Source organism: Halorubrum sp. Atlit-28R (assembly GCF_003665955.1).
Taxonomy (GTDB): Archaea; Halobacteriota; Halobacteria; order Halobacteriales; family Haloferacaceae; genus Halorubrum; species Halorubrum tropicale.
In genome coordinates this window covers 20,581-45,280 of record NZ_QPLS01000005.1, presented here as the reverse complement: position 1 = coordinate 45,280, position 24,700 = coordinate 20,581, and the positions used below count along the sequence as shown (strand labels likewise).

Annotated in this window: 32 protein-coding genes; 20 read left to right on the top strand and 12 right to left on the bottom strand. The window is 71.3% G+C overall.

Features of this window, described 5'->3' with window-relative positions; translation table 11 throughout:
* Positions 1-41 precede the first annotated feature (41 nt).
* The 5 genes from DVK06_RS09320 to DVK06_RS09305 all read left to right on the top strand — a co-directional run bounded on the left by DVK06_RS09320 (position 42) and on the right by DVK06_RS09305 (position 2,443).
* Positions 42-236, top strand: coding sequence for a 30S ribosomal protein S17e (locus tag DVK06_RS09320; RefSeq protein WP_053770576.1), 195 nt, complete (start codon positions 42-44; stop codon positions 234-236).
* A gap of 95 nt (positions 237-331) precedes the next feature.
* Entirely contained in the window at positions 332-508 is a 177-nt protein-coding gene (locus tag DVK06_RS18670; protein ID WP_158600070.1) for a hypothetical protein, read from the top strand.
* Positions 509-636: 128 nt separating this feature from the next.
* Complete coding sequence (locus DVK06_RS09315; RefSeq protein ID WP_121600082.1) at positions 637-1,872, top strand: tripartite tricarboxylate transporter permease; 1,236 nt, start codon at positions 637-639, stop codon at positions 1,870-1,872.
* Positions 1,873-1,995: 123 nt separating this feature from the next.
* On the top strand, positions 1,996-2,175 hold the full coding sequence (locus DVK06_RS09310; protein WP_053770574.1) for an HVO_2753 family zinc finger protein: 180 nt from the start codon (positions 1,996-1,998) through the stop codon (positions 2,173-2,175).
* Between the two features lies 1 nt (position 2,176).
* Positions 2,177-2,443, top strand: a complete 267-nt coding sequence (locus DVK06_RS09305; RefSeq protein ID WP_053770573.1) for an elongation factor 1-beta — start codon at positions 2,177-2,179, stop codon at positions 2,441-2,443.
* A gap of 129 nt (positions 2,444-2,572) precedes the next feature.
* Here the strand turns inward: DVK06_RS09305 and DVK06_RS09300 are convergent, their stop codons facing one another.
* Both DVK06_RS09300 and DVK06_RS09295 read right to left on the bottom strand, forming a co-directional pair.
* The gene (locus DVK06_RS09300; RefSeq protein ID WP_053770572.1) at positions 2,573-3,010 is read right to left on the bottom strand and encodes a DUF5809 family protein; all 438 of its coding nucleotides are present in this window, start codon (positions 3,008-3,010) and stop codon (positions 2,573-2,575) included.
* 36 nt (positions 3,011-3,046) lie between these two features.
* Positions 3,047-3,496 (bottom strand): DUF5810 domain-containing protein, encoded by a 450-nt coding sequence (locus DVK06_RS09295; protein WP_121600081.1) that lies wholly within the window; start codon positions 3,494-3,496, stop codon positions 3,047-3,049.
* A 244-nt stretch (positions 3,497-3,740) separates the two neighbouring features.
* Here DVK06_RS09295 and DVK06_RS09290 point away from each other — a divergent pair, with 244 nt between their 5' ends.
* Genes DVK06_RS09290 through DVK06_RS09270 form a run of 5 tightly spaced genes read left to right on the top strand, consistent with a single transcriptional unit; the run spans position 3,741 to position 6,885 of the window.
* Complete coding sequence (locus tag DVK06_RS09290; protein ID WP_121600080.1) at positions 3,741-4,985, top strand: translation initiation factor IF-2 subunit gamma; 1,245 nt, start codon at positions 3,741-3,743, stop codon at positions 4,983-4,985.
* Between the two features lies 1 nt (position 4,986).
* Positions 4,987-5,442, top strand: a complete 456-nt coding sequence (locus DVK06_RS09285; RefSeq protein WP_121600079.1) for a PIN domain-containing protein — start codon at positions 4,987-4,989, stop codon at positions 5,440-5,442.
* A 21-nt stretch (positions 5,443-5,463) separates the two neighbouring features.
* Entirely contained in the window at positions 5,464-6,039 is a 576-nt protein-coding gene (locus DVK06_RS09280) for a DNA-directed RNA polymerase (RefSeq protein ID WP_121600078.1), read from the top strand.
* Positions 6,039-6,236, top strand: a complete 198-nt coding sequence (gene spt4 / locus DVK06_RS09275; protein ID WP_053770568.1) for a transcription elongation factor subunit Spt4 — start codon at positions 6,039-6,041, stop codon at positions 6,234-6,236. Before DVK06_RS09280 ends, spt4 begins: the two co-directional genes overlap by 1 nt.
* Before the next feature lie 25 nt (positions 6,237-6,261).
* Positions 6,262-6,885 carry a GTP-dependent dephospho-CoA kinase family protein gene (locus DVK06_RS09270; RefSeq protein WP_121600077.1) on the top strand — a complete coding sequence of 208 codons (624 nt, stop codon included), beginning with the start codon at positions 6,262-6,264 and terminating at the stop codon, positions 6,883-6,885.
* A gap of 23 nt (positions 6,886-6,908) precedes the next feature.
* Here DVK06_RS09270 and DVK06_RS09265 read toward each other — a convergent pair whose 3' ends face one another.
* The gene (locus DVK06_RS09265; protein ID WP_121600076.1) at positions 6,909-7,490 is read right to left on the bottom strand and encodes a hypothetical protein; all 582 of its coding nucleotides are present in this window, start codon (positions 7,488-7,490) and stop codon (positions 6,909-6,911) included.
* Positions 7,491-7,639: 149 nt separating this feature from the next.
* Here DVK06_RS09265 and DVK06_RS09260 point away from each other — a divergent pair, with 149 nt between their 5' ends.
* The 4 genes from DVK06_RS09260 (at position 7,640) to DVK06_RS19590 (ending at position 10,315) form a co-directional block, all read left to right on the top strand.
* Positions 7,640-7,945 carry a 30S ribosomal protein S24e gene (locus DVK06_RS09260; protein ID WP_121600075.1) on the top strand — a complete coding sequence of 102 codons (306 nt, stop codon included), beginning with the start codon at positions 7,640-7,642 and terminating at the stop codon, positions 7,943-7,945.
* A gap of 9 nt (positions 7,946-7,954) precedes the next feature.
* Entirely contained in the window at positions 7,955-9,697 is a 1,743-nt protein-coding gene (locus tag DVK06_RS09255; RefSeq protein ID WP_121600074.1) for a bifunctional N(6)-L-threonylcarbamoyladenine synthase/serine/threonine protein kinase, read from the top strand.
* 74 nt (positions 9,698-9,771) lie between these two features.
* Complete coding sequence (locus tag DVK06_RS09250; protein WP_053770564.1) at positions 9,772-10,074, top strand: DUF5808 domain-containing protein; 303 nt, start codon at positions 9,772-9,774, stop codon at positions 10,072-10,074.
* Between the two features lie 106 nt (positions 10,075-10,180).
* Positions 10,181-10,315 (top strand): hypothetical protein, encoded by a 135-nt coding sequence (locus DVK06_RS19590; RefSeq protein WP_017343858.1) that lies wholly within the window; start codon positions 10,181-10,183, stop codon positions 10,313-10,315.
* Here DVK06_RS19590 and DVK06_RS09245 read toward each other — a convergent pair.
* The 4 genes from DVK06_RS09245 to pyrH all read right to left on the bottom strand — a co-directional run bounded on the left by DVK06_RS09245 (position 10,299) and on the right by pyrH (position 13,994).
* The gene (locus tag DVK06_RS09245) at positions 10,299-11,210 is read right to left on the bottom strand and encodes a sensor histidine kinase KdpD (protein WP_121600073.1); all 912 of its coding nucleotides are present in this window, start codon (positions 11,208-11,210) and stop codon (positions 10,299-10,301) included. The two genes, DVK06_RS19590 and DVK06_RS09245, sit on opposite strands and share 17 nt — an antisense overlap.
* A gap of 88 nt (positions 11,211-11,298) precedes the next feature.
* Positions 11,299-11,538: a hypothetical protein gene (locus DVK06_RS09240; RefSeq protein WP_053770562.1), complete on the bottom strand. Its 240-nt coding sequence runs from the start codon at positions 11,536-11,538 to the stop codon at positions 11,299-11,301.
* On the bottom strand, positions 11,539-13,278 hold the full coding sequence (gene lysS / locus DVK06_RS09235; protein WP_121600072.1) for a lysine--tRNA ligase: 1,740 nt from the start codon (positions 13,276-13,278) through the stop codon (positions 11,539-11,541).
* Entirely contained in the window at positions 13,275-13,994 is a 720-nt protein-coding gene (pyrH, locus tag DVK06_RS09230; RefSeq protein ID WP_121600071.1) for a UMP kinase, read from the bottom strand. Before pyrH ends, lysS begins: the two co-directional genes overlap by 4 nt.
* 124 nt (positions 13,995-14,118) lie before the next feature.
* Between pyrH and DVK06_RS09225 the strand changes: the two genes are divergently transcribed.
* The 4 genes from DVK06_RS09225 (at position 14,119) to DVK06_RS09210 (ending at position 17,833) form a co-directional block, all read left to right on the top strand.
* Entirely contained in the window at positions 14,119-14,988 is an 870-nt protein-coding gene (locus tag DVK06_RS09225) for a molybdopterin synthase (RefSeq protein ID WP_121600070.1), read from the top strand.
* 389 nt (positions 14,989-15,377) lie between these two features.
* Complete coding sequence (locus DVK06_RS09220; RefSeq protein ID WP_053770558.1) at positions 15,378-15,638, top strand: hypothetical protein; 261 nt, start codon at positions 15,378-15,380, stop codon at positions 15,636-15,638.
* Positions 15,639-15,834: 196 nt separating this feature from the next.
* Positions 15,835-16,983 carry a site-2 protease family protein gene (locus DVK06_RS09215; RefSeq protein ID WP_053770557.1) on the top strand — a complete coding sequence of 383 codons (1,149 nt, stop codon included), beginning with the start codon at positions 15,835-15,837 and terminating at the stop codon, positions 16,981-16,983.
* Between the two features lie 7 nt (positions 16,984-16,990).
* Entirely contained in the window at positions 16,991-17,833 is an 843-nt protein-coding gene (locus DVK06_RS09210) for an FkbM family methyltransferase (RefSeq protein WP_053770556.1), read from the top strand.
* Positions 17,834-17,860: 27 nt separating this feature from the next.
* On the opposite strand, the gene DVK06_RS09205 is transcribed toward DVK06_RS09210, so the two are convergent.
* The 4 genes from DVK06_RS09205 to DVK06_RS09190 form a co-directional block, all read right to left on the bottom strand.
* A complete protein-coding gene (locus tag DVK06_RS09205; protein WP_121600069.1) occupies positions 17,861-19,534 on the bottom strand; it encodes an AarF/ABC1/UbiB kinase family protein in 1,674 nt (557 codons plus the stop codon).
* Positions 19,535-19,537: 3 nt separating this feature from the next.
* On the bottom strand, positions 19,538-19,912 hold the full coding sequence (locus DVK06_RS09200) for an Hsp20/alpha crystallin family protein (RefSeq protein ID WP_053770554.1): 375 nt from the start codon (positions 19,910-19,912) through the stop codon (positions 19,538-19,540).
* A 127-nt stretch (positions 19,913-20,039) separates the two neighbouring features.
* Complete coding sequence (locus DVK06_RS09195) at positions 20,040-20,735, bottom strand: DUF2391 domain-containing protein (RefSeq protein ID WP_121600068.1); 696 nt, start codon at positions 20,733-20,735, stop codon at positions 20,040-20,042.
* A gap of 120 nt (positions 20,736-20,855) precedes the next feature.
* Positions 20,856-21,626 (bottom strand): alpha/beta fold hydrolase, encoded by a 771-nt coding sequence (locus tag DVK06_RS09190; RefSeq protein WP_053770552.1) that lies wholly within the window; start codon positions 21,624-21,626, stop codon positions 20,856-20,858.
* Between the two features lie 214 nt (positions 21,627-21,840).
* Between DVK06_RS09190 and DVK06_RS09185 the strand changes: the two genes are divergently transcribed.
* Positions 21,841-22,092, top strand: coding sequence for an Hsp20/alpha crystallin family protein (locus DVK06_RS09185; protein ID WP_053770551.1), 252 nt, complete (start codon positions 21,841-21,843; stop codon positions 22,090-22,092).
* Positions 22,089-24,356 carry a CDC48 family AAA ATPase gene (locus tag DVK06_RS09180; protein ID WP_121600067.1) on the top strand — a complete coding sequence of 756 codons (2,268 nt, stop codon included), beginning with the start codon at positions 22,089-22,091 and terminating at the stop codon, positions 24,354-24,356. The genes DVK06_RS09185 and DVK06_RS09180 overlap by 4 nt, the downstream gene beginning before the upstream one ends.
* Positions 24,357-24,401: 45 nt before the next feature.
* Here DVK06_RS09180 and DVK06_RS09175 read toward each other — a convergent pair whose 3' ends face one another.
* Positions 24,402-24,644, bottom strand: coding sequence for a hypothetical protein (locus DVK06_RS09175; RefSeq protein ID WP_121600245.1), 243 nt, complete (start codon positions 24,642-24,644; stop codon positions 24,402-24,404).
* Positions 24,645-24,700: the final 56 nt, after the last annotated feature.

Sequence of the window (24,700 nt, the reverse complement as noted above, 5' to 3'; positions counted from 1 at the left end):
GGAACGAACCCTTTTAGTTCGCCCCTCCGGTACCGCTCGGTATGGCCATCAAACCCAAGTACATCAAACAGCTCGGGAACGCCCTCCTGGAGCGGTATCCCGACTCGTTCAACACGGACTTCGAGACGAACAAGGAGAGCGTCACGGCGCTGACGACCGTCGAGTCGAAGGGCGTCCGCAACCGGATCGCCGGCTACGTCACCCAGAAGAAGTCGCAGGCCGCGCAGAACGCGTAAGCGTTCGGTTCGAGTCGTCGCTGGTTCTCCCGACGGGATCGACTCACCAGTCCCATCGCCGGTTTTATTTTCGCCCCCTCGGCAGGGCGACGCCGATGGAGCGACTCACCACCCTCCTGCTCGCGACGAGTGTCCAGTTCACGCTGTTCGCGCTGTTCTTCAAACTGCCGCCGACGAACAGCTCCCTCTCGGTGTGGTTCGGGATCCTCGCCGGACTCTGCCTGCTCGCCGGCTGGGTGTACGCGGTCGCGGTTCCGAAACCGAGCGAGTGACGTAGTTGAGTCCGAACCGCCAGAGGGCAGGGGCACCGTTTGTAACGGGCGCGCTCGGAGAGCGAGTCGGACGCACCGCGTCGCGCCGCCCCACATTTTAAGCCCGGAGCCGCGGCCATCCCGCCTCGATGGACGCGCTCGTGCGGCCGGTGGTCGACCCGACGTTCGCGGCGGGCGCGCTCGCGTTCCTGCTCGGCGGCGTCGCGCTCGGGACCGCGAGCGGGCTGGTTCCGGGGCTTCACGCCAACAACTTCGCGCTGCTCCTGGCCGGCTTCGCCCCGTCGGTGCCGGCCGATCCGCTGTTCGTCGGCGTCGCGATGCTCGGCGCGGGCGTCGTCCACTCGTTCCTCGACATCGTCCCCGCGCTCGCGCTCGGCGTGCCCGACGCCGCGACGGCGGTGGCGGCGCTGCCGGGCCACCGGCTGGTGATCGCGGGGCGCGGCCGGGAGGCGGTCCGGCTCTCCGCGCTCGGCTCCGGGCTGGCGGTCGCGCTCGCGGTGCCGCTGGCGGTCCCGGTCACGTGGCTGATGGTGCGGTGGTACCCGGCGCTGCGCGCGCACCTGCCGCTGCTGCTCGGGGGCGTCGTCGCGCTGCTCGTCCTCACCGAGTCGTCGCGGCGGGCGGCGGTCGGCGGGCTCGTCGCCTTCCTCGCGAGCGCCGCGCTCGGGTTCGCGACGCTCGACGCCGACCCCGCCGCGCCGCTGTCGACCGGCGGGGTCCTCGCGCCGCTTTTCGCCGGACTCTTCGGCGTCCCGGTCCTCGTGGAGGCGCTCGGCGGCGAGGGGGTCCCGCCGCAGGCGGACCCGCGGATCGCGATGCGAGCGCGCGACCTCGGCACGAGCGCGGGGGCGGGGTCGCTCGCCGGCGCGGTGGTGGGGTACGTCCCGGGCGTGTCGGCCGCCATCGCCGCCGTGGCCGCGATGCCCGCGGTGCCGCGCGCGTCGGCGGACCGCGGGTTCGTCGTGGCGACGAGCGGCGCGAACACAGCGAACACCGTCTTCGCGCTGTTCGCGCTGGTAGCGCTCGGGACGCCGCGCACGGGCGTGACCGTCGCCATCGATCGGGCCGGCGTGCCGTTCGCGCTGCCGATGCTGCTCGTCGCCGCCGCGACCGCCGCGTGCTTCGGGTTCGCGCTCGTCGTGCTCGTCGGCGACCCGTACCTCCGGATCGTCGGCAACGCCGACTACACCCGGCTCTCGATCGGCGTGTTGGGACTCCTCGCCGTCGTCTCGTACGCGTTCGCCGGGGCGTACGGCGTCGGCGTTCTCCTCATCGCCGGCGCGCTCGGACTTGTCCCGCCGCGGGTCGGCGCCCGGCGTGTCCACCTGATGGGCGTCCTCATCGGCCCGCTGATCGTCGGGTGACGGCCGGGTTCGGTCCCCGCGACCCGCCGCCCCCGCGCTCCGTCGAGCGGGACGGTACCGGTCCGCACGGTCCGTTCCGGCGAAAAGAACAACGGTTAAAAGTCGCCGTCGGTAGGTACGTGTATGAGCCAGAGCGACTCTCAATCGACTCCGCAGTGCGTCTCCTGTGGAATTCAGGTGTCCGGCATGAACGCCGCGCAGTTCTCCTGTCCGGACTGCGGCGCCACCATCTACCGGTGCGCCAAGTGCCGGAAGCAGAGCAACCTCTACGAGTGCCACGACTGCGGGTTCCGGGGGCCGTAAGATGGGCGACGTCGCCGCCAAGATCAAGGTCATGCCGAACAGCCCCGAAGTCGACCTCGACGACCTCCAGGACCGGCTGGAGGAGGAGCTCCCCGAGGGCGCGAAGATCCGCGGCTTCGAGCGCGACGACGTCGCGTTCGGGCTGGTCGCGCTCCTCCCGACCGTCATCGTCCCCGACGGCGCGGGCGGCACCGAGGCCGTCGAAGAGGCGTTCTCGCAGGTCGAGGACGTCGAGTCCGTCACGGTCGAGAACGTCGGTCGCCTGTAAGGCGCCGACCCGTCCGCCGCGATCGCCGACACCGGCGCTCGCGGTTCGATTCTGCGGCTCCGCTCGTCTCGGAGAGCGGCCGCTCCGCGGTTCGCGACCGGCGTGTCGGCACCCGCCGCCGCGGTCGGCCTATCGGCCCGACTCGTAGAACTCCTCGCGATACACCCGCCCGAAGGCGTTGCGTCGGAGGGTGCTGGCGGCCGCGTCCGGCTCCTCCTGGTACGTCGCCGCGATCACCGCGTCCGCGAAGGGGATCGGGTGCCAGACGACGTTGTCGACGTTGTCGGAGCCGATCTGCGTCACGGCCGCGTCGTCGAACTCGCTGTCCGCGAGCCACGCGTCGAACTCGTCGCGGTCGCCGACGTGGACAGCGAGCAGCTCGGCGAACGTCGCGTCGCGGGCGGTCCGGATCACCTCGGGCGTGACGCGCTCGTCGTACTCGTCGGCGTCGAACGACATCGCCTTGGTCGCCTCGCGGACGACGACCTGCGCGACGGGGCCGGCCTCCTCGTACCGTTCGAGCGCCTCGGCGCGCGTCTCGGGGGCGAACGTGCCTCTGGTCTCCATACGCGCGGTTGGCCGGGGGCGGGGAAGGGCGTTCCGCTACGCGTCGGTTTCGTCGTCGGTCGAGGGGTGGTCGTCCTCGTCGGCGTCGGCCGCGGCCTTCCGAGTCATCTCGCGCGCCTCGCGCAGCGCCTCGGCGACCTCGGGGTCGTCGACCTGCTCGGGGGCGGGCGCGCCGGCGTCCGCGGGAGCGCCGTGTTCGTGGCCGGCGTGATCGTGGCCGGACGCGCTCCCGCCCGATCCCATCCCGACGTCCGGGCGTCCGCGGGGGACCGTGTCCTCGAACACCTCGTCGTACTCGGCGTCCTCGGCGTGCGGGGTCACCTCGGCGGCGAGTTCGGCCGGTTTCCGGTCGCTCCAGTCGTCGACGCGCTCGTCGAGCCACGACTCGTGGTCGCCGCCGTGGAGCATCGCCGTGAACGCGAGGTGGTGCGCGAGGTGTTCGCCGTCGCGCTGCGGCGTGTCGCAGACGGGGCACGCGTATCCCATTACACGTCCGCGTTACCGCGTGAGGCGTAAATCGGCGTCGAAGGACGCCGACGGCGCCCGTTCGCGACCCGGGTGTCGGGTCGCGTGGTGAGCGACGAGGCCGCGACCGCCGCGGCCCCGAACCGGACGGAGTCGGACGGTCGCCGTCGGCTCGCCCGCGGGCGTCTCTCGCACCTATAACAGCAACTTTATCACTCGCACGGGGCGAAATCCGCATAAGACTACTCCGTTAGGAGGTCCAACAGTGACTGAAGCCAACACACAACCGGAGGTGAACATCGGTCTCGTCGGTCACGTCGACCACGGGAAGACGACGCTGGTACAGGCGTTGTCCGGCTCGTGGACCGACCAGCACAGCGAGGAGATGAAACGCGGTATCTCGATCCGGCTGGGGTACGCGGACGCGACGTTCCGACGCTGCCCCGGTGTCGACGAGCCCGAGTGTTACACCGTCGACGAGGAGTGCGAGGACGGCTCCGAGAGCGAGCCGATCCGGACGGTGTCGTTCGTCGACGCCCCGGGCCACGAGACGCTGATGGCGACGATGCTCTCCGGCGCCTCGATCATGGACGGGGCGGTCCTCGTCGTGAGCGCGACGGAGGACGTCCCGCAGGCCCAGACGGAAGAGCACCTGATGGCGCTCGATCTCATCGGGATCGAGAACATCGTCATCGCGCAGAACAAGGTCGACCTGGTCGGCCGCGACCGCGCCGTCGACAACTACGAGCAGATCCGGGAGTTCGTCGAGGGAACCGTCGCGGAGGACGCGCCGATCGTCCCCGTCTCGGCCCAGCAGGAGGTCAACCTCGACCTCCTGATCGACGCCATCGAGTCCGAGATCCCGACGCCGGAGCGTGACCCCGCCGAGCACGCCCGGATGTACGCGGCCCGCTCGTTCGACATCAACCGACCGGGCGCGAGCGCCGGGGACCTCAAGGGCGGCGTCGTCGGCGGCTCGCTCGTCAGCGGCGAGCTGTCCGTCGGCGACGGCCTGGAGATCCGCCCGGGACGCGAGGTCGACGAGGAGGGCCAGACCGAGTGGCGACCGCTGGAGACGACCGTCCGGTCGCTTCAGGCCGGCAACCGCGACGTCGAGACCGCCCGGCCCGGCGGTCTCCTCGGCGTCGGCACCGGGCTCGACCCGAGCCTCACGAAGGGCGACGCCCTCGCCGGGCAGGTCGCCGGCGAGCCGGGGACGCTCCCGCCGACCCGCGAGGAGTTCGAGATGACGGTCGACCTCCTCGACCGCGTCGTCGGCAAGGAGGACGACGAGAGCGGTGAGAGCGACATCGAGGAGATCAGCACCGGCGAGCCGCTGATGCTCACGGTCGGCACGGCGACGACGGTCGGCGCCGTGACGAGCGCGCGCGACGGCGAGTGCGAGGTGAGCCTCAAGCGGCCCGTCTGCGCCGAGGAGGGCGCCCAGATCGCGATCAACCGGCGCGTCGGCGCGCGCTGGCGGCTCATCGGCGTCGGGACGCTGGCGTAGCGTGGCCGACGACGCCCGCGCGGACCGTCCGGAGACCCCGGCCGCGGGCGACGCCCGAACCGAGGCCCTCGGCGGCGCGCCCGTCGTCGCGCTCGACACGAGCGCGCTGATGGCGCCGGTCGAGGCCGACCTCCGGCTGTTCGAGGAGCTGGACCGGATCCTCGGCGGCTACGAGGCCGTGGTGCCGACGGCGGTGCTCGCGGAGCTCGACGGCCTCCAGGGCGGCAACGGCGCGGAGGCGACCGCCGCGAGCGTCGGGGCGGACCTCGCGGAGCGGGCGGAGGCGGTGGAGACTGACGAATCGTACGCCGACGACGCGCTCGTCGCCCTGGCCGCGGCCGGCCGGGTCGACGCCGTCGTCACGGTCGACGGGCCCCTCGCGAACCGGGTGCTGGCCGCGGACGCACCAGTAATCGGTTTAAGGGGTCGGAACACACTGGCGATAACGGAACCCTAGCGGCCGCGGACAACCAACAACATGTACAAACGAGTTCGACTCAAGGACACGGTCGAGGTCCCGCCGAAGCACCTGGCGGACGTCACCGACGAGCGGGTGAAGGCCCTGCTCCAGGACAAGCTGGAAGGACGGATGGATGAGGACGTCGGCAGCGTCGTGAGCGTCATCGAGGTTCACGACATCGGCGAGGGCGCGGTGTTACACAACCGCCCCGGCGTCTACTACGAGGCGGAGTTCGACGCGCTCACCTACGACCCCGACATGCAGGAGGTCGCCGACGGCACCGTCGTGGAGACGGTCGAGTTCGGCGCCTTCGTCGGGATCGGCCCGGTGGACGGGCTGCTCCACGTCTCGCAGATCACCGACGAGTACCTCACGTTCGACGGCGCGAACCAGCAGCTCGCCTCGTCGGACTCCGACAAGACGCTCGGCGTCGACGACGCCGTCCGCGTCCGCGTCGTGACGAAGAGCATCGACGAGCGCAACCCCCGCGACTCGAAGATCGGGCTCACCGCGAAACAGCCCGGCCTCGGCAAACACGAGTGGCTGGAGGGCCGGCGGAAACACCGCGAACAGACCGGTGAGGAGGCCGACTGATGGCCGAGGACCGCCTGGCGTGCCGAGAGTGCCACCACGTCAACGACCCGGACGCCCAGACCTGCGCGCTCTGCGGGTCCTCGTCGCTGACGGAGGACTGGGCGGGCTACGTCATCGTCACCGACCCCGCGGACAGCCAGATCGCGGAGGAGATGAACGTCTCCGACGCGGGCGCGTACGCGCTGAAGGTCCGGTAACCACCCGATCCGAGGCCGAAGGCCGATGAGCGACGCATCCGACCCGCTTCTCACGCTGCCCGAATCGCTGCGCGACGCGTTCAAGGAGCCGCTGGGGCCGGTGACGACGGACGCAGACGCCCTGATCGAGGCCGCCGACGAGACCCGCGAGCGACACGCGTCGCCAGCCGAGGGTCCCCCGCGGCTGATCGCGGTCGGCGACGTGGTCACCTATCACCTCCGCGAGGCGGGCCGCGTCCCGGACGCCGCGCTTGTCGACGGGAAGACGGAGCGGGAGGCCGTCCGCGAGGAGATAGCGGCCGCGCTCGCGGCCACGGACGAGCGGCGCGTGTCCGTCGAGAACCCGGCCGCGACGCTGTCGGCGGCGCTACTCGACGCGCTCGCAGAGGCGCTCGCGGCGGAGGAACCGGTGACGATCGAGGTGACCGGCGAGGAGGACCTGGCGGCGCTGCCGGCGATGCTCGCGGCGCCGCTCGGGTCGACCGTCGTCTACGGCCAGCCTGGCGAGGGGATGGTCCGCGTCGCGGTCACGCCCGAGGCGCGGCGGCGGGCCCGGGGGCTGTTCGAGGGCCTGAGCGGCGACGTCGCGACCGCGTACGAGATTCTCGGCGTCGACCCGGACGAGGCCCGCGAGTTCGACGCAGAGTGAGTCTGCGCCGTTCGATCTCGGCGTCACTCGGAGTCGACGGCGACGGTGGCCGCGAGGACGGCGAGACCGACCGCCAGCGCGACGGCGGTCACCAGTCGCGGCGTGACCGGGACCGTCGAGAGCCGGAGGTACGGCTCGACGCCGTTGCGTCGGAGCCCGGCGAGCGCCTCGACGCCCCAGTGACCGCTCGCCAGCAGCGAGAGGCCCACGCCGACACCGAGCCCGCCGGTGACGAACCCGACCCCGGTGAGTGCGTCCTCGAACGCGAGGAACGACCAGACCGCGTCGTCCGTGGGTTCGGGACCGCGAGCGAGGCGCCGCTGGAGCGCGACCAGGCCGAGGCCGGCCCCGCCGGCGGCGATGGTACCGGCCAGCGCGACGGCCGCGACGCCGAGGGAGGTCGCGGCTGGCGGACCCGCGAAGTTCGCCTCCCGAACGGCCGCGGGGAGGGTCGCGACGAGGGGGGCGGCGAGCGAGCCGAGGAGCGCCAGCGCGCCGCAGATCCGGGCCTTTCGAAGGGGCGGCATCGGGACGATGATGTTGGCCGATCTGGTGAGTTCGTACTCGGAGCGCTCGGTCGGGTCGAATCCGTCGTCGTTGGGCATTCGAGTGGTAACGATATCCACGGCCCGCAGGACTGAAACCTTGACGCCGAACGGGGCGCTCGGTCGACGGTCGGCGGGGAGTTCGGCGGCGACACCCCCGCTTCGAAATCCTTTTACAGCTTTCGAGGGGATATACGCCCAACTGAACCATGGACGTCGATATCATCTCCGAGGAGGAGAACCCGATGCTGCACCGCACGGACATCCGTTTCGAGACGACCCACGAGGAGGCCACCCCCTCGCGGCTGTCGGTCCGCGACTCGCTGGCCGCCAAGCTCGACAAGGGCTCCGAGGAGGTCGTCGTCCACGAACTCGACACCAAGTTCGGCATGCGCAAGACGATCGGCTACGCGAAGGTGTACGACTCCGCGGCCGACGCCCTGGAGGTCGAACAGGACCACATGCTCGAGCGCAACAAGATCGGCGGCGACGAGGCGGACGCCGAGGAAGCGTAACCCCGCCGGATGCGCGTTCTCGGCATCGAGGGTACCGCGTGGTGCGCGAGCGCCGCGCTGTACGACGCCGAGACCGACTCAGTTCTCATCGAGTCCGACCCCTACGAGCCCGACAGCGGCGGCATTCACCCGCGCGAGGCCGCCGAACACATGTCGGAGGCGATCCCCGAGGTCGTCGACCGGGTGTTGACCGCGGCCGAGGCGGAGTACGGTCCTGACGCGGTCGACGCCGTCGCCTTCTCTCGCGGGCCCGGGCTCGGCCCCTGCCTCCGGATCGTCGGGACCGCCGCGCGGTCGCTCGCCGGGACGCTCGGCGTGCCCCTCGTCGGCGCCAACCACATGGTGGCGCACCTGGAGATCGGTCGGCACCGCTCCGGGTTCGACAACCCCGTCTGTCTGAACGCCTCGGGCGCGAACGCGCACCTGCTCGGCTACCACGACGGGCGGTACCGGGTGCTCGGCGAGACGATGGACGCCGGCGTCGGCAACGCGATCGACAAGTTCACGCGCCACGTCGGCTGGAGCCATCCCGGCGGTCCGAAGGTGGAGGCGGCGGCCGCCGAGTTCGCGGCGGGCGCGGCGGGTGCGGGCGACGGAGAAGGGTCCGCGGGCGGCGAAGCGGCCGCCTCGGCCGCCGACCTCCTCGACCTGCCGTACGTCGTCAAGGGGATGGACTTCTCGTTTTCCGGGATCAGCTCGGCCGCCAACGACGCCGCCGACGGCGGGGTCTCGGTCGAGGAGATCTGCTTTTCGCTCCAGGAGCACGTGTTCGCGATGCTCACCGAGGTCTCCGAGCGCGCGCTGTCGCTGACCGGCGCCGACGAGCTCGTGCTGGGCGGCGGGGTCGCCCAGAACGACCGCCTCCGCGAGATGCTGGCCGCGATGTGCGAGGCGCGCGGCGCCGACTTCCACGCGCCCGAGCCCCGCTTCCTCCGCGACAACGCGGGGATGATCGCCGTGTTGGGCGCGAAGATGGCGGCCGCGGGTGACGCGATTCCCGTCCCGGAGTCCGCGGTCGACCCGAACTTCCGACCGGACCAGGTGCCGGTGACGTGGCGGGAGGGGGAGTCGGTCGCGCGGGGAGCCGCGGGCGGCGCGTCGGCCGAGACGGCGCGCGACCCGGACGCGGACCGCCGCGGCGCGGAGGCGACCGTCGCGGTCACCGGCGCGGGCGACGATCGTCGGGTCGTCAAGCGGCGGGTCGAGAAGTCGTACCGGCACCCCGACCTCGACCGAACGCTCAGGCGCGACCGGACCGTCGCGGAGGCGCGGCTGACGAGCGAGGCCCGCCGCGCGGGCGTCCCGACGCCGCTCGTGTACGACGTCGACCTCGCGGACGCGACGCTGACGCTCCAGTACGTCGGCGAGCGCGACCTCGCGACCGCCCTCGACGAGCGCTCGACAGAGGCGGTCGGGCGCCACCTCGCCCGGCTTCACGGCGCGGGGATCGTTCACGGCGACCCGACGACGCGGAACGTGCGCGTGTCGCCCGACGAGGCGGAGAGCGCGGCCGCGGACGACGAGCCCGCCCCGGCGCCGGCGACGTACCTCATCGACTTCGGGCTCGGCTTCCACACCGGCCACGTCGAGGACCACGCGATGGACCTCCACGTGTTCGAGGGGTCGATCCGGGCGACCGCGACCGATCCCGATCCGCTGATAGCGGCGTTCGAGGCGGGGTACGAGGCGGTCGGCGAGGGCGAGGTCCTCGACCGGCTCCGGGACGTGGCGGACCGCGGCCGTTACCGCTGAGCGTCGGGGCGCCGCCGCGGCGCCGCCGGCCGATGGCGCCACGATTTATAGTGCCAGCGGACAGACGGACTGGTATGGGAGACAAACCGTCGTCGGGAGAGATTCTCGGGATTCCGTACAACTTCGAGCGTCCGAGCCTCGGACGCCTGCTGTCGTCGTACTGGCAACCGGAGAAGGGGATGCTCGTCGAGAAGCCGTTCGGCATCGGTTACACCCTGAACCTCGCCAACTGGCGGTCGTGGATCGTCCTCGCGGTCGCCGGCGGGCTCTACTACCAGCAGCAGCAGTCGGCCGGCGTCGACGCGTCCGGCGGGTCCGACGAGGACGCCGCGGACGACGGCGACGGACCGGTCGAAGTGATCGTCGACGACGACTGAGGCCGACCGCCGTCCCCGCCCGTGCGGCGTGGTACCGCGATCGGTGATTTTCACCGTTGATTCCGCATCGGTTTCATTTAAATATCAGAAGGACAGTGATACGGTAATGAAAGTCCAGTTCGAGTGCTCGTGTTCGGAGGAGATCTCCGAGTTCACCCGCGGCGAGGCCAGCCGCGGCGTCCACGTCGAGTGCGGGAACTGCGGCGCCGTCTACGCCGTGACGATCACCGAACTGGAGTAGGGGGCGTCGCCGCGGACTCGAACCGGAGCCGGACCGTGGTCCCGTCGTCCGTCGCGTCGAACCGGACGGTGCCGCCCTGCGTCTCGCACATCCACTTGACGAGCCACAGCCCGATGCTGCTCGCGTGCGAGAGCGGCGTCTCCTCTTCGGCCTGTAACACCGCCCGCTCTTCGGGAGGGATCCCCGGGCCGTTGTCGGTGACCTCCAGACAGGTTGTCGTTCCGTTCTCGCGGATCGTGGCCGCGACGCGGCGCGTGGCCCCGTCGTTGTGGGTGACCGCGTTCTCGAACACCTCGCGGATCGGGAACGCGACCGAGTCGTCGGCGCGGATCCACGCCTCGGAGGGCGTCTCGACGGTGACGGCGGCGCCGTCGGCGTCGACGACCTCGACCGCCTCGTGGACCGCGTCGACGAGGTCGACGCGACCGTCCGGCGGCTCGGCGGACGCGTCCTCGACCACGCGGAGCTTCTCGCTGATGTCGACGACGTCGTCGGTCGTCTGTCGGATCGTCTCTAGGCACTCCCGGCTCCGCTCGTCGTCGATCCGGTCGGCGAGCAGGTCGGTGTACCCTTGGATCACGTTGAGGTCGTTGCGCACGTTGTGTCGGAACACGCGGCTCAGCACCTGTAGCTGCTGGTTGGAGGTTTCGAGGTCCCGGCGGGCGGTCTCCGCCCGGCGGCGGTGGTGCGTGACCGCGCCGTACAGGAGGCCGCCGGACCCGACGACGAGCAACAGGTCGCCGACGAGGTGCGCCGGCGTCCAGTCGGCGACGGATCCGACCGCGGACGCGGTCGCGAGGTCGACCGCGACCGCGAACGCCGCCGCGACGCAGAGGTACGCCGCCGTGAGCGCCGTCGCCGACCGCCCGTAGAGTAGTTCCGGATTATATTTCATTTATATTTAATTTTACTCTCAGTGAATTTTCCTCGCACGAGAGAACTCAACGGCCGGCGTCTTAAGCTTTGACGGCCCGGTAATCCCGTCACCAGGAGGCGCAGTCGGCACAGACGTAGGCGTCCGCTTCGCGCCACCGGCGTTCGACCCGCTCGCCGCACCGGTCGCACGCCGCGCCGTCGGCGTGCCACGTCGACGTGGCGACGGCGGGGTCGGCGTCGGTCGAGTCGGGCGCGTCGTCGGCGTCGGACGTGTCAGCGGAATCTGACACGTCGCCGGCGTCGGCGTCCGTATCGGCGAAGTCGTCGAGCGAGCGGTCCTCGGCCATCTACGCCTCCCGTCGGAGTCGGTCGACGACGTAGTCGCGCTCCAGTTCGCCGAGGAACTCGCCGAGCCGCGGCCCCTGCGTGTCGTCGAAGAAGAGGCGGTAGCCCGCCGCGAAGAACTCGCTGACCTCGACGCCGTGGTCGCGTGCGGTCTCGTACATCGCCCCCTGGATCGCCTCGCCGTCGTGGCCGGCGGCGACGAAGTCGGCGAGGTCGTCGAGCGCGGCCGCCACGTCCTCGTCGAACTCGACCGCGGGGAGGTCTGTCTGGAGCCGGTAGTCGTACTCGTTTCCGGTCCGTTCGGCCCAGTTCCGCGCCTGCTCCACGCGGGCAAGCGCGGCGTCGACCGCGTCGTCGTCGGCGTCGTCCGGGATGTGCCCCTCGTCGCGGGCGAGGCGCTCGCGGAAGTCCGGGTCGTCGACCATCCCGAGGACGGCCGCGAAGGTGTAGGGGAGCCGGATCGGTCGCTCCGCCGGCGGCTCGTCGGGTCGCCCGACGACGAACGGGTAGGCGCGCTCGGCGAAGGCGGTGAGGTCCTCGTCGTCCACCTCGCCGAAGTAGGCGCGCTCGAACCGGTCGAAGCGGTCGACCAGCTGGTCGAGCCGCTCGACGTCGAGGTCGCGGGCCTTCTTCGGGTGGAGCGCGAAGAAGAACCGGAGCACCTCGGGCTCGATCAGGTCGAGCAGCTCCTGGACCGTGACGACGTTCCCCTCCGAGGAGGAGAACGCCTCGCCGTTGAGCGTGAACCACTCGTACACCATCGGGACGGGCGGCTCCTCGCCGAAGACGTTCCGCGCGACGTCGACGCCGGAGGGCCACGACCCCTCCGCGTGGTCCTTTCCGAACGGCTCGAAGTCGGCGCCGAGGACGCCCCACTGGGCGGGCCACTCCAGCCGCCACGGGAGCTTCCCCTCGCGGAACGTCGCGGTGCCCTCGTGGCCGCACCCCTCGATGGTGTTGCCCCCGGCGTCCATGTCGGTACAGGCGTACTCGACGGTCTCCGCTTCGAGGTCGATTCCCGTCACCGTCTCCGTGACCTTCCCGCACGCCTCGCAGACGGGGTTGAACGGGACGTACTCGTCGTCGACCTTGTCCTGGTACGGCGAGAGCACCTCGCGGACGCGCTCGACGTCGCCGAGGACCGTCCGGACCGCGTCGTCGAACGTCCCGTCGGCGTACAGGTCGGTGTTCGACAGCATCTCGACGGGGACGTTCAGCCGGTCGGCGTCGGCCTTCAGCAGGCCCGCGAAGTGGGCCGCGTACGACTCGGCCTCCCCGAACGGGTCGGGGATCGAGGTGTACGGCTTCCCGAGGTTGCGGCCGAGCGCGCCCGCGTCGACCTCGCCGAGCCCGACGATGTCGCCGTCCGCGTTCGCCAGCTTGCGCGGCACCTTCCGCAGCGGGTCCTTGTCGTCGGACGTGAACACCTGCCGGACCTCGTGGCCGCGGTCGCGCAGCACCTCGGCGACGAAGTAGCCGCGCATGATCTCGTTGAAGTTGCCGAGGTGCGCGACGCCCGACGGCGAGACGCCGCCCTTGATCACGATGGGCTCGTCGGGGTCGCGCGCCTCGACCTCGTCCGCGACCACGTCGGCCCAGAACGCGTGGAAGGCCTCGCCGTCCCCCTCCGCCGCGCCGTCCCCCTCGTCGAGCGCGGCCCGCTCCGAGAGGATGTGCGGGGAGTCGTCGGGCGCGGCGCGTTCGGCGTCCGCCGCTCCGTCCGCTGCGTCGTCCCCGCTCATCGCTCCTCCGTCCAGGAGCTCGGTTCCTCGCCGCCGACGGGGACCACGTCGGTCCCGGTGTGGTCGCCGTACAGCGCGGCGTCGACGACGGCGCTCGGGTCGGTGCCGTCGAGCACGATCGACCGGATGCCGGCCCGGTCGATCAGCTTCGCGGCGAGCAGGTCGACGGGCGCGGAGGCGCCGGCGTCCCGGCTCATCGGGAGGACGACCTCCACGAGCTCCGCGGGCGACAGCTCCGCGAACTGGGCCGCGTCGGGGTCGGCGTTGGGGTCGGCGTCGTACACGCCGTCGGCGCTCGTGGCGTACACGAGCAGGTCGGCGTCGACCGACTCGGCGAAGCCGGCGGCGACCGCGTCGGTGGTCTGTCCCGGGGTGACGCCGCCCATCACCGCGACCTCGTCGCGGCGGAGGGCCGCGCCCGCCTCCTCGTAGTCGGTCGCGGGCGCGAGGCTCGCGCGGTCGCCGAGCGCGGCGATCAGCAGCCGGGCGTTGAGCCGGGTCGTCCCGATCCCGAGCCGGTCGAGCTCGACCTCGTTGGCCCCGATCTCGCGGGCCGTCTCGATGTACTCGCGGGCGACGCCGCCTCCGCCGACGACGACCCCGACCTCGCAGCCGTCGGCCACCAGCCGTTCGATCGCCTCGGCGTACGCGGCGACGCGCTCGGGGTCGAGGTCCGGCGCGAGCACGCTCCCGCCGACAGAAACGACGACTCTCATTGGCGACGAGTATCCCTGTCGCGGTCTTAAGGATTGCCAAGCCCGGACGCGTCGGAGGCGCCCCGCGGTCGCGGCTCCGGGCCGCCCGGGAAACGCCTAAGCCGGTCGCGGCCCGCTCTCGGGTATGCGACCGATATCGATCGTCGGCGACGGCGCCCCGGCGCTGGCGCGGCGGCTCGCGGCGCGGCTCGACGGACGGGTGGCCCTCGTGGAGCGCGACGACCCCGACGGAGACCGGCCGCACGAACCGGGCCCGAGCGACCGGACGGCCGACGGCGGAGCGGTCGAGGGCGAGGTCGTCGACCCCGCCGGGCGCCCCGACGCCGACACCGAGATCGCGCTCGACGCGGACGGGAACTGGAGCGGCCGGGGGCGCGTCGAGGGGTTCGACGACCTGCTCGACGGGCTCGCCCCCGACCACGACTACCTCGTGGCGGTCGGCGAGTCGCGGCTGCGCGTGCCCGCGGTCCTGCTCGGCGCCGACGCCGACCCCGAGGGCGTGCCGGGGACGGTCCTCGCGACCGCGGCGACGACCGAGGGCGTCGACCTCGACGGGCTCGTGGCCGCCCTCGACGAGGCCGAGCCGTGGATCACCCGCGAGACGCTGGTGGACCGCGTCGAGGCGTCCGCGGACGCCGAGCTATCGGGCGCGATCGCCACGTTCACCGGCCGCGTGCGGGCCCGCGACGCCCCGGGCGACGACCGGACGACGCACCTCGCGTTCGAGAAGTACGAGGGGGTCGCCGCGGAGCGGATGGACGCCATCGCGGCGGAGCTCGCGGAGCGGGACGGGGTCTTCGACGTGCGGATGCACCACCGAACCGGAGTGATCGAGGCGGGCGAGGACATCGTGTTCGTCGTCGTCCTCGCCGGGCACCGCCGGGAGGCGTTCCGGACGGTCGAGGACGGGATCGACCGCCTGAAAGACGAGGTGCCGATATTCAAGAAGGAGGCGACGGAGGCGGAGACGTTCTGGGTCCACCGGCGGGACTGAACGGCCCGCGAAGGGAGTTCGAGTCGGCGCGCCGAGGAGGTCCGGGCCCGGATCGCGGCCGCGGACGGCCCGATCGAGGGGCGCGCAGAGGCCGCACGGAGGGCGCGCGAGGGTCGCGTCCGTGCTCCGAGGCGGCGTTAATCGGCCCATTTTGCCGCTTATTCGTCCGACGAACGCGGAGGCAGAGGAGAATCGCTTACCGAGCGGCCGGCGGCCGAAACGCCCTCAAAATCGATTATAAAATTTCTGCGGCGTTCTGGAACCGTTGTAAAGAGTCCGTCAGACACGTTTTACCTCGGGGCGAGCGGTGAAACGCCCTGAAACCCCCTGAACGTCGCCCAACGGTGTCACCTTTATAACACCCTCCGGCGGCAAGCGTGGGATGTACCATGAGCGCGACAGCGAACCCCTCCACGAACGCGAGCGCAGACGACGACCGCAGCAAGGAAGAGCGGCTGAAACAGTACCTGCTCGACCGCGCCCAGGACGGCGAGATGTACTTCAAGGGGAAGTTCATCTCCGAGGACGTCGACCTCTCCCCGAAGGAGATCGGCGCCCTGATGGTGAAGCTCCGCGACTCCGCGACGGAGCTCACCGTCGAGAAGTGGTCGTACACGGGCGCGACGACCTGGCGCGTCGAGCCCGCCTGACGCCCCCGGTCCGCCGACCGACGCTCGCAGCACCGTCCCCGACGCACACCGCCGCACCGGATCCCGCGGCTCGGTCCCCGACTCGCGCTTTCTGACCCCGCACGCGTCCGCCGCCCCGGCGAGCGGACGACCGGCCCCGCTTCCGACTCGTTCGCCGACGCGGGGTTTATACTCGCAGACCAGTTACGACGTGACGATGCCAGAACACGAGGACGCGGCGGCGACCGGCGACGGCGCCCCGCGTCCGGAGCCCCTCCGGACGTTCTTTCGGATCGACGAGGTCCGCCGCGAGGACGGCCGCGTGCGGTACCGCGGCGAGTCGTACGTCCCGGAGCGGACGCTGTTGCGGAAGCTGACTCCCCACTTCCGGGAGGCGGGCTACGAGGTCGACGTGGAGGCCGTCGACGACGGGCACGTCGTCGTGGCGACCCCGTTCGACCGCGGCCGCGACGGGATACCCTGGGTGAACGTCGCCATGTTCGCGGCCACCGTGCTGTCGACGCTGTTCGTCGGCGCCTACGGCTGGTACTACGTCCCGCTCGCCGAGATACAGTCGAACCCCCTCACCCTGCTCCAGGCGTGGCCGTTCACCGCCGCCGTCCTCGGCGTCCTGATGACCCACGAGCTCGGCCACTACGCCGCCGGCCGATACCACGGCGTCCCCGTCTCGCTTCCGTACGTGATCCCCTTCATCTTCCCCTTCGGGACCCTCGGCGCGGTGATCCGGATCCGCGGGCGGATGCCCTCGCGGAAGGTCCTCTTCGACATCGGCGCCGCCGGACCGATCGCGGGGCTGGTCGCGACGGTCGCCGTGACCGCCGTCGGGCTCTCGCTCGACCCGATCGGGGTGCCGGCGGAGCTCGCGAACTCCTCGGGGCCGGTGATCCGATTCAACAACCCGCCGCTTCTGGACCTCATCGCCGGCGTCCTCGGCCAGCCGACGAGCTACGGCGACCCGCGGCTGAGCGCCCACCCGGTCGTGATCGGCGGCTGGGTCGGGATGTTCTTCACGCTCCTGAACCTCCTCCCGGTGGGCCAGCTCGACGGCGGCCACATGGTCCGAGCGATGCTCGGGCCGCGACAGGAGACGGTGGCGGCGCTCGTCCCCGGCGCGCTGTTCGCCGTCGCCGCCTACCTCCACTTCTGGCGTGGCCTCGGACTGAACGAGTCGGTCGGGCTCTGGGCGTTCTGGGGAGTGTTCGCGGCCGTGATCGCGTTCAACGGTCCGGCAAACCCGGCCGACGAGGACGGCGTGGGACTGCCGCGGCTCGCGGTCGGCCTCGCCACGTTCGCCGTCGGCGCGCTCTGTTTCCTCCTCGTCCCGATCCAGGTCGTCGGGGCGTGACGCCGCGATGAGCCGGCCCCTCTCGTCGCTGCGCGCCCGGGTCGAGCGGCGCGGCTTCCGGACGCTGTACCGCCTCGCGGACCTCACCTACGCGCTCGGCGTCGCGACGCCGAAGCGTACGGTCGCGGGGCGGTACTGGAGCTACGAGCCGACGAACCCCCACGGCGACGACCCCGGGCTCGACGCGCTCGACCGACTGCCCGACGACGCGGTGGTCCTCGACGTGGGCGCGCACGTCGGCGAACACGCCGTCCCGCTGGCGCTGGGCACCGACCGCCGGGTGGTCGCGTTCGAACCGAACGGCGAGAGCGCGGACCGGCTGGCGCGGAACGCCGACCGGAACGGGCTGGGCGGCGGAGGCGGGGCCGGCGGCGTGATCGACCTCAGACGCGCCGGCCTCGGCGACGCGAACGCGACGCTCACCTTCTACCGCTCGACGTACTCGAAGTGCTCCGCGTTCGACCGCGAGTCGGCGACCAGGTGGGGCGCGAGCGTCGCGGGCACGGAGTCGGTCCCCGTCCGCCGGCTCGACGACCTCGTCGACGGCGTCGGCGGCGAGGGGACGGACGGGGTCGGCACCGTCCCCCCGCCGGACGCGATCAAGGTCGACGTCGAGGGGCACGAGGCCGCGGTCCTCCGGGGCGCGACGGCGACGCTCGCGACCCACCGCCCGCTGCTCGTCGTGGAGGTCCACGAGGCCGCCGAGGCGGCGGCCGAGGACGCGAAGGGGGGTTCGGAGGAGACCGCGGCCGGGTCCGGCTCCGCCGCCCTCCGCGAGTGGCTGGCGGCGCGGGACTACGCGGTCGAGGAAGCGGAAGACGTGTGGATCTGTCGGCCGGAAGAGGCCTGAAGCGGCCCGTTTCCGGGAGGGAGCGGGTCAGTCGTCGCGCCGCTGCTTCATCCCTTGACGGGTGAACTGCGGGGTGGCACGGAGCCCGCGCTGCTTGCGGAACGAGCGGTACAGGGCGATCGCGAGCGGCGCCGCCAGCGCGAGGACGACGGCGGCGAGCCGCCAGTTCTCGGCGAACGAGTAGAGGATCGTCGCGGAGAGGACGCCGACGGCGAGCAGCACGGAGTAGGCGATCCGCATCGCCAGTTTCTCTAACACCTTCGTGTCGTCCTCCAACACGACGTTAACAGTCAGGTCGTCGCGGTTGGCGCGGGCGAGGAACTCGTCGGCCTTCGGGGGCACCGTGAACAGCGCCTCGGTGGTGCGCTGGACCTGCCGCCCGGCGTCCTCGGCGAGGTCGCGGGCGGTCTGCTCGTAGTACCCCTCCTCGCGGAGGTAGTCGGTCGCCGTCGAGATGAAGTCGAACTCGGGGTCGAGCGTGACGCAGACGCCCTCGACGACGGTGGCGACCCGGAGGACCAAAGCGAGGTTCGGCGGGAGCCGCAGCGGGAACTCGTAGATGGTCGACTCCACCTGCTCGATGATCTGGTTCACCTGGTACTGCTCGATGTCCTCGCCGCTGGCGTCCGCGATGGCCAACTCCATCACGTTGCCCATCACCTCGCGGTCGGCCTCCGGCGAGAGCGTCCCCATCGAGATGAGCGTGTCGAGGATGGCGTCGATGTCCTGTCGCGCGACCGCGACGTAGAAGTCGACGATCTTCTCTTGGATGAACGGGTCGACCCGGCCGGCCATCCCGAAGTCGTAGAAGATCACGGCGCCGTCGTCCGCGACCGCGAGGTTCCCAGGGTGCGGGTCGGCGTGGAACACCCCGTCCTCGATGATCATCTGGAGGTACACCTCCTGAAGCGTCTCCGCGACCTCCGTCCGGTCGTGTCCCGCCTCGTCGAGCGCGTCGATGTCGCTGATCTTCGTGCCCGGGACGTACTCCATCGTGAGCACGCGCGGGCCGGAGACCGGCTCGTACGTCTCCGGGATCCGGATCCGGTCCTCGTCGGCGAAGTTGCTCCGGATCTCTTCGAGCATCGTCCGCTCGCGGGCGTAGTCCATCTCCTCGCGGATCGTCTTGGCGAACTCGTCGGCGAGGTTCTCCAAGGAGAACGCCCGGCCAGCGCCGGTGAACCGCTTGATCAGGGGGATCGACCAGCGGATCGTTCGGAGGTCGGCCTCGACGAGGGACTCGATACCCGGTCGGCGGACCTTCACGGCGACGTCGTCGCCGTCGTAGGTGGCGGTGTACACCTGTCCGAGGCTGGCGCCGCTTATCGGGTCGCGGTCGAACTCGTCGAAGACGTCGTCGACCGGGCCGAATTCGTCTTCGAGGACGACCTTCGACTCCTCCCACGGCGCGGGCGGCACGTCGTCCTGGAGCCCCTCCAGCACCTCGATGTACGCCGGCGGGAGGATGTCCGGCCGCGTCGAGAGGATCTGGCCGAGCTTGATGAACGTCGGGCCGAGGGTGAGCAGGATGTCGAGCAGCACCGCGGCGCGCTCGCGCTGGATCTCGGCGTCGACCTCGCGGCTCCCGCCGAACAGGAAGTACCGGCGGCGGTCACGCCAGTAGGCGATGATGAGCGGCGAGAACTGCCGCAGAACGACGACGAACCGCCAGTAGGCGCGAAGGTTGACCAGCGTGACCACCCGTCAGGCGTCGCCCTCGTCGTCGGCGTCGTCGACGGGGATGGTCCGGGAGACGTCCCGCTCCCGCTTGGGGACCGATATTTCGAGGACGCCGCGGTCGATCTCGGCGTCGGCGCCGGCGCCGTCGGCGTCGGTCGGGAGGGGGAGTTCCGCGTCGAGGAACAGCGGGCGGTCCTCGCGGACGTACTCGAACCCGTCGGGGACGGTCTTCTCGCGCCGGCCCTCGATCTCGATGCGCCCGTCCTCGACGAGCACCTCTGTCGTCTCGGCGGCCGCGCCTGGGAGGTCGACGACGAGGACGTACCCGTCGTCCGACTCGAGTAGGTCCGCAAACACCGCGTCCGGGAGGTCCCGGAGCGCGTCGCGTAGCGCTGACATGAACGCGGGTAGGGTCGCCGCGGCGAAAAAGCTGTGGAAAACCGGGAGTCCCCGGACCGGATCGGGCAGACTGCTCGGATCGCGTGCGGCGACCGCGGACCGCTCCGGCGCGATCGACCGCGTCGAGTCACTCGGTGTCGCCGATGTCGAGGTCGAACTTCCCGAGGTCCTCGCCGTGGGACTCGCCGGGGAGGATGTCGCCGAGCCCCGCGCCGAACGCGGCGGCGGCCCAGACGACGGCGATCCGCCCGGCCCGTTCGAGCGCGGTCGGGTCGCCCTCGTGGAGCCGGCCCCAGAACAGCAGCATGCTGGCCGACGTGGCCAGCGAGACGACGAGGACGCCGGCGTACCGGCGGGGGACGAGTCCGAAGATCGGGTGCCGGATCGTGATCTGCCGGAAGTCGGCGAAGTAGAGGAGGCCGGCGACCGCGACGAGGATGAACCCCACGTGACCGATCAGGAGGACCGGGACGCCCGCGACGGTCGTCGCCGCGAACCAGGCCGCGATCTCGAAGACGCCGCCCTCGACGAGCAGGGGGAGCGCGAAGAGCACCGCGCCGACGAACGACTCGGCGAGGTCGCGGGAGGTGTACTTGGTGATCCGCCCGGCGAGCGCGCCGGTCCCGGGCATCCGCTCGACGAGCGAGATGGTCTGCCTGACCTTCTCGCGCTCGTGGTCCTCGTCGACGGTGTCGCTCAGGGCGTCGAGCTTCGCGAGCAGGTCCTCGATGTCGGGCTCGGCGGGGGCGCCCGCGGCGTCCGCCCGGTCCCCGGATCCGTCCGCGCGACCCGTGTCCGGCTCCCGTTCGTCGCTGTCGACCATGTGGCCCCGCGACGCGCGGGCGACCTAAAAGGGTGCCTCCGAGCCTCGGGCGTGGAGGGTGCCTCCGAGCTACGGACGGCGCGCGGTGACCGGTGACTGCGGTCCGCACGGCCGCGGCAACTACAGTCGGCCGAGGAACTCCGCGAGCGCGTCGTTGAACGCCGTCGGCCGTTCGAGCATCGCGAGGTGGGCGGCGTCGGGAATCTCGGTCCGCTCCCCCTCGGGGATCTCCGCCGCGAGGTACTCGTGGTACGCCGGCGGGGTGAGCCCGTCGTGCGCGCCGACGACCGCGAGCGCCGGGACCGCGACCTCGCCGAGCCGGTCCCGAACGTCGAACCGGTGGCACGTCAGGAAGTCGCGTTCGGTGACGGCGCGCCCGCAGGCGCGCATGGCCGCCTCGGAGAGCTCGACGTACTCCGCGGGCGCGTCGTGGAAGAGCCGGTCCGGCTCGTGGAGCAGCGAGACCGCCCGCTCGAAGTCGTCGGCGAGCGCGTCGCGGAGCGGTTCGGCCACCGCGAGCTTCGCGCCCGTGCCGGCGAGCACGAGGCCGTCGAGCGCGAGGTCCCGCTCTAAGGCGACCCACAGCGCGACCGCGCCCCCGAGCGAGTTCCCGCAGAGGACCGTCGCGTCCGTCGCCTCGGCGACCGCGACGACGTCGTCCGCGTACGCCTCGAGCGCCTCGCGGCCGGCGGACGCCGTCGCGTCGCCGCTGTCGCCGTGGCCGGAGAGGTCGACCGCGACCGCGGGGAAGCGGTCCGCGAGCCGCGCTTGCGACTTCCAGACGTCCTTCGTGCCGCCGCTGCCGTGGACGAGACAGACCGTCGGTCCGTCGCCGCCGCGGTCGAACCGGCGGTACGCAGTCTCGCGGCCGTCGTGGGTGACCCGTTCCATGTCCGGGCGGTTCGGCGCCGAGCGGTATAAACGCCGGAGGGATCCGGCCCGCGGACCGGCGATCCGCACCGGCCCCGAATCCGATCGCTCGACGGCGCCCGATCGCCGGGTGATCCAGTCCGAACCGCTACACTACCGATGCGATCGAAAACACTCACGTCATGCGATTTTGAGCGACAAGTTTATATGTCTTTGCGACTAACTCGTAGTTAGGATGAATCACATACAGACCCGATCGACCGGCGAGGGCGCGCTGCTGCGCCGGTACGAGTACGACGACCGGTGGATCGTCGCCGCCGACCTCGGGGCCGACGACGATTCGGTCACCGTCGACACCGTCGGCGAGACGGCGATCGTCGTCGTGGAGGGACCGGACGGTCCGGTCGAATCGGAGTTCGAGCTGCCGGGGACGGCCGTCGACGCGGCCGTGAACAACGGCGTGCTCACCGTGGAGGGCGAGCGATGAAGCTGACCGTCAAGCCGCTGAAACAGAAGGACGCCGGTCGCCGCCTCGCGGCGATCGACCGCGTCGCGGCCGAGGAGCTCGGGCTCTCCGGCGGGGACATCGTCCGCGTCGAGGGCGGCGACGGGGCCGCGATCGCCCGCGTCTGGCCCGGCTACCCCGAGGACGACGGCACCGGCGTGATCCGCATCGACGGCCGCCTCCGCCAGGAGGCCGACGTGGGGATCGACGACCGCGTCACCGTCGAGGACGTCGACGTCTCGCGGGCGGACGCGGTGACGATCGCCTTCCCGAGCCAGCTGCGGGTGCGGGGACAGATCGCCCCGTTCATCCGCGACAAGCTCTCCGGACAGCCCGTCACCGAGGGACAGACGATCCGGACCTCCCTCGGCTTCGGGCTGATGGGCGGCCAGTCGCAGGCGGTCCCGATGAAGATCGCCGAGACGAGCCCCGGCGGCACGGTCGTCATCACCGACGAGACCGACATCTCGATCTCGGAGATATCCGCCGAGGAGATCGCCGACCGCGGCGACACCGCCGGCGGCACCGGCGAGGGCCCCGACGTCACCTACGAGGACATCGGCGGGCTCGACGACGAGCTCGAACAGGTCCGCGAGATGATCGAGCTGCCCATGCGGCACCCGGAGCTGTTCAAGCGCCTCGGCATCGACCCGCCGAAGGGCGTCCTGCTCCACGGCCCGCCGGGCACTGGGAAGACGCTGATCGCGAAGGCGGTCGCCAACGAGATCGACGCGGACTTCCACACGATCTCCGGCCCGGAGATCATGTCGAAGTACTACGGCGAGAGCGAAGAGCAGCTCCGCGAGGTGTTCGAGGAGGCGTCCGAGGAGTCGCCGGCGATCATCTTCATGGACGAGCTGGACTCCATCGCGCCCAAGCGCGAGGAGGCCGGCGGCGACGTGGAGCGCCGCGTCGTGGCCCAGCTGCTGTCGCTGATGGACGGGCTCGAGGAGCGCGGCGAGGTCGTCGTCATCGGGGCGACGAACCGCGTCGACGCCATCGACCAGGCGCTCCGCCGGGGCGGCCGCTTCGACCGCGAGATCGAGGTCGGCGTCCCCGACCGCGACGGCCGCAAGGAGATCCTCCAGGTCCACACGCGGAACATGCCGCTGACCGACGGGGTCGACCTAGACGAGTACGCCGAGAACACCCACGGGTTCGTCGGGGCCGACCTGGAGTCGCTCGCGAAGGAGTCCGCGATGCACGCGCTGCGGCGCATCCGGCCGGAGATCGACCTCGAAAGCGACGAGATCGACGCCGACGTGCTGAACAGCATCCAGGTGACCGAGGCGGACTTCAAGGAGGCGATGAAGGGCATCGAGCCCTCCGCGCTCCGCGAGGTGTTCGTCGAGGTCCCGGACGTCAGCTGGGACCAGGTCGGCGGCCTCGAAGACACCAAAGAGCGGCTCCGCGAGACGATCCAGTGGCCGCTCGAGTACCCCGAAGTGTTCGAGGAGCTGGACATGGAAGCCGCCAAGGGCGTCCTGATGTACGGCCCGCCGGGCACGGGGAAGACCCTGCTCGCGAAGGCGGTCGCCAACGAGAGCGAGTCGAACTTCATCTCGATCAAGGGGCCGGAGCTGCTGAACAAGTACGTGGGCGAGTCCGAGAAGGGCGTCCGCGAGGTGTTCAGCAAGGCCCGCGAGAACGCGCCGACGATCGTGTTCTTCGACGAGATCGACTCGATCGCCACCGAGCGCGGGCAGAACTCCGGCGACTCCGGCGTGGGAGAGCGCGTCGTCTCCCAGCTGCTGACGGAGCTCGACGGGCTCGAATCGCTGGAGGACGTGGTCGTCATCGCGACGACGAACCGCCCGGACCTCATCGACTCGGCGCTGCTGCGCCCCGGACGGCTGGACCGGCACGTCCACGTGCCCGTCCCCGACGAGGCGGCGCGCCGCCGGATCTTCGAGGTCCACACGCGGGACAAGCCGCTGGCGGACGACGTCGACCTCGACGCGCTGGCGCGCAAGACCGAGGGGTACGTGGGCGCCGACATCGAGGCGGTCGCCCGCGAGGCGTCGATGAACGCCTCACGGGAGTTCATCGGCAGCGTCACCCCGGAGGAGGTCGGCGAGTCCGTCGGTAACGTCCGCGTGACGATGGCCCACTTCGAGGACGCGCTGCGCGAGGTGAACCCGAGCGTCACCCCCGAGACGCGCGAGCGCTACGAGGAGATAGAACAGCGGTTCAAGCGGTCGGAGGTCGACCGCGACGAGGCCGAGCCGGGCGCCGCGTTCCAGTAAGCCGAGCGCCCGTCCCGTTGGCGGGGCGGCTCCCCCGTCGGTTCGTTATACGACGCCCAGCGTCGACAGCAGGTAGAACGCGGCCACGACGACGATACCGATCGTGACGAGCCGCCACGCGAGCTTCAGCACGAACTTGCCGACGACGATGATCAGCGCGACGGCGACCAGGGCGACCAGCAGCTGGCCGATCTGACTGCCGAGCAGCGCGGCCTGTGCCGACGCGACGAGTCCCGCGAGCGCGAGCGACGGTGCGGTCATGTCCGGGGTCACGGCGAGGCCGGGGATAAGCTTGTGGGACGAGGGCGGACCCAGTTGTCGATCGTTGATATATCGGCGGCGAG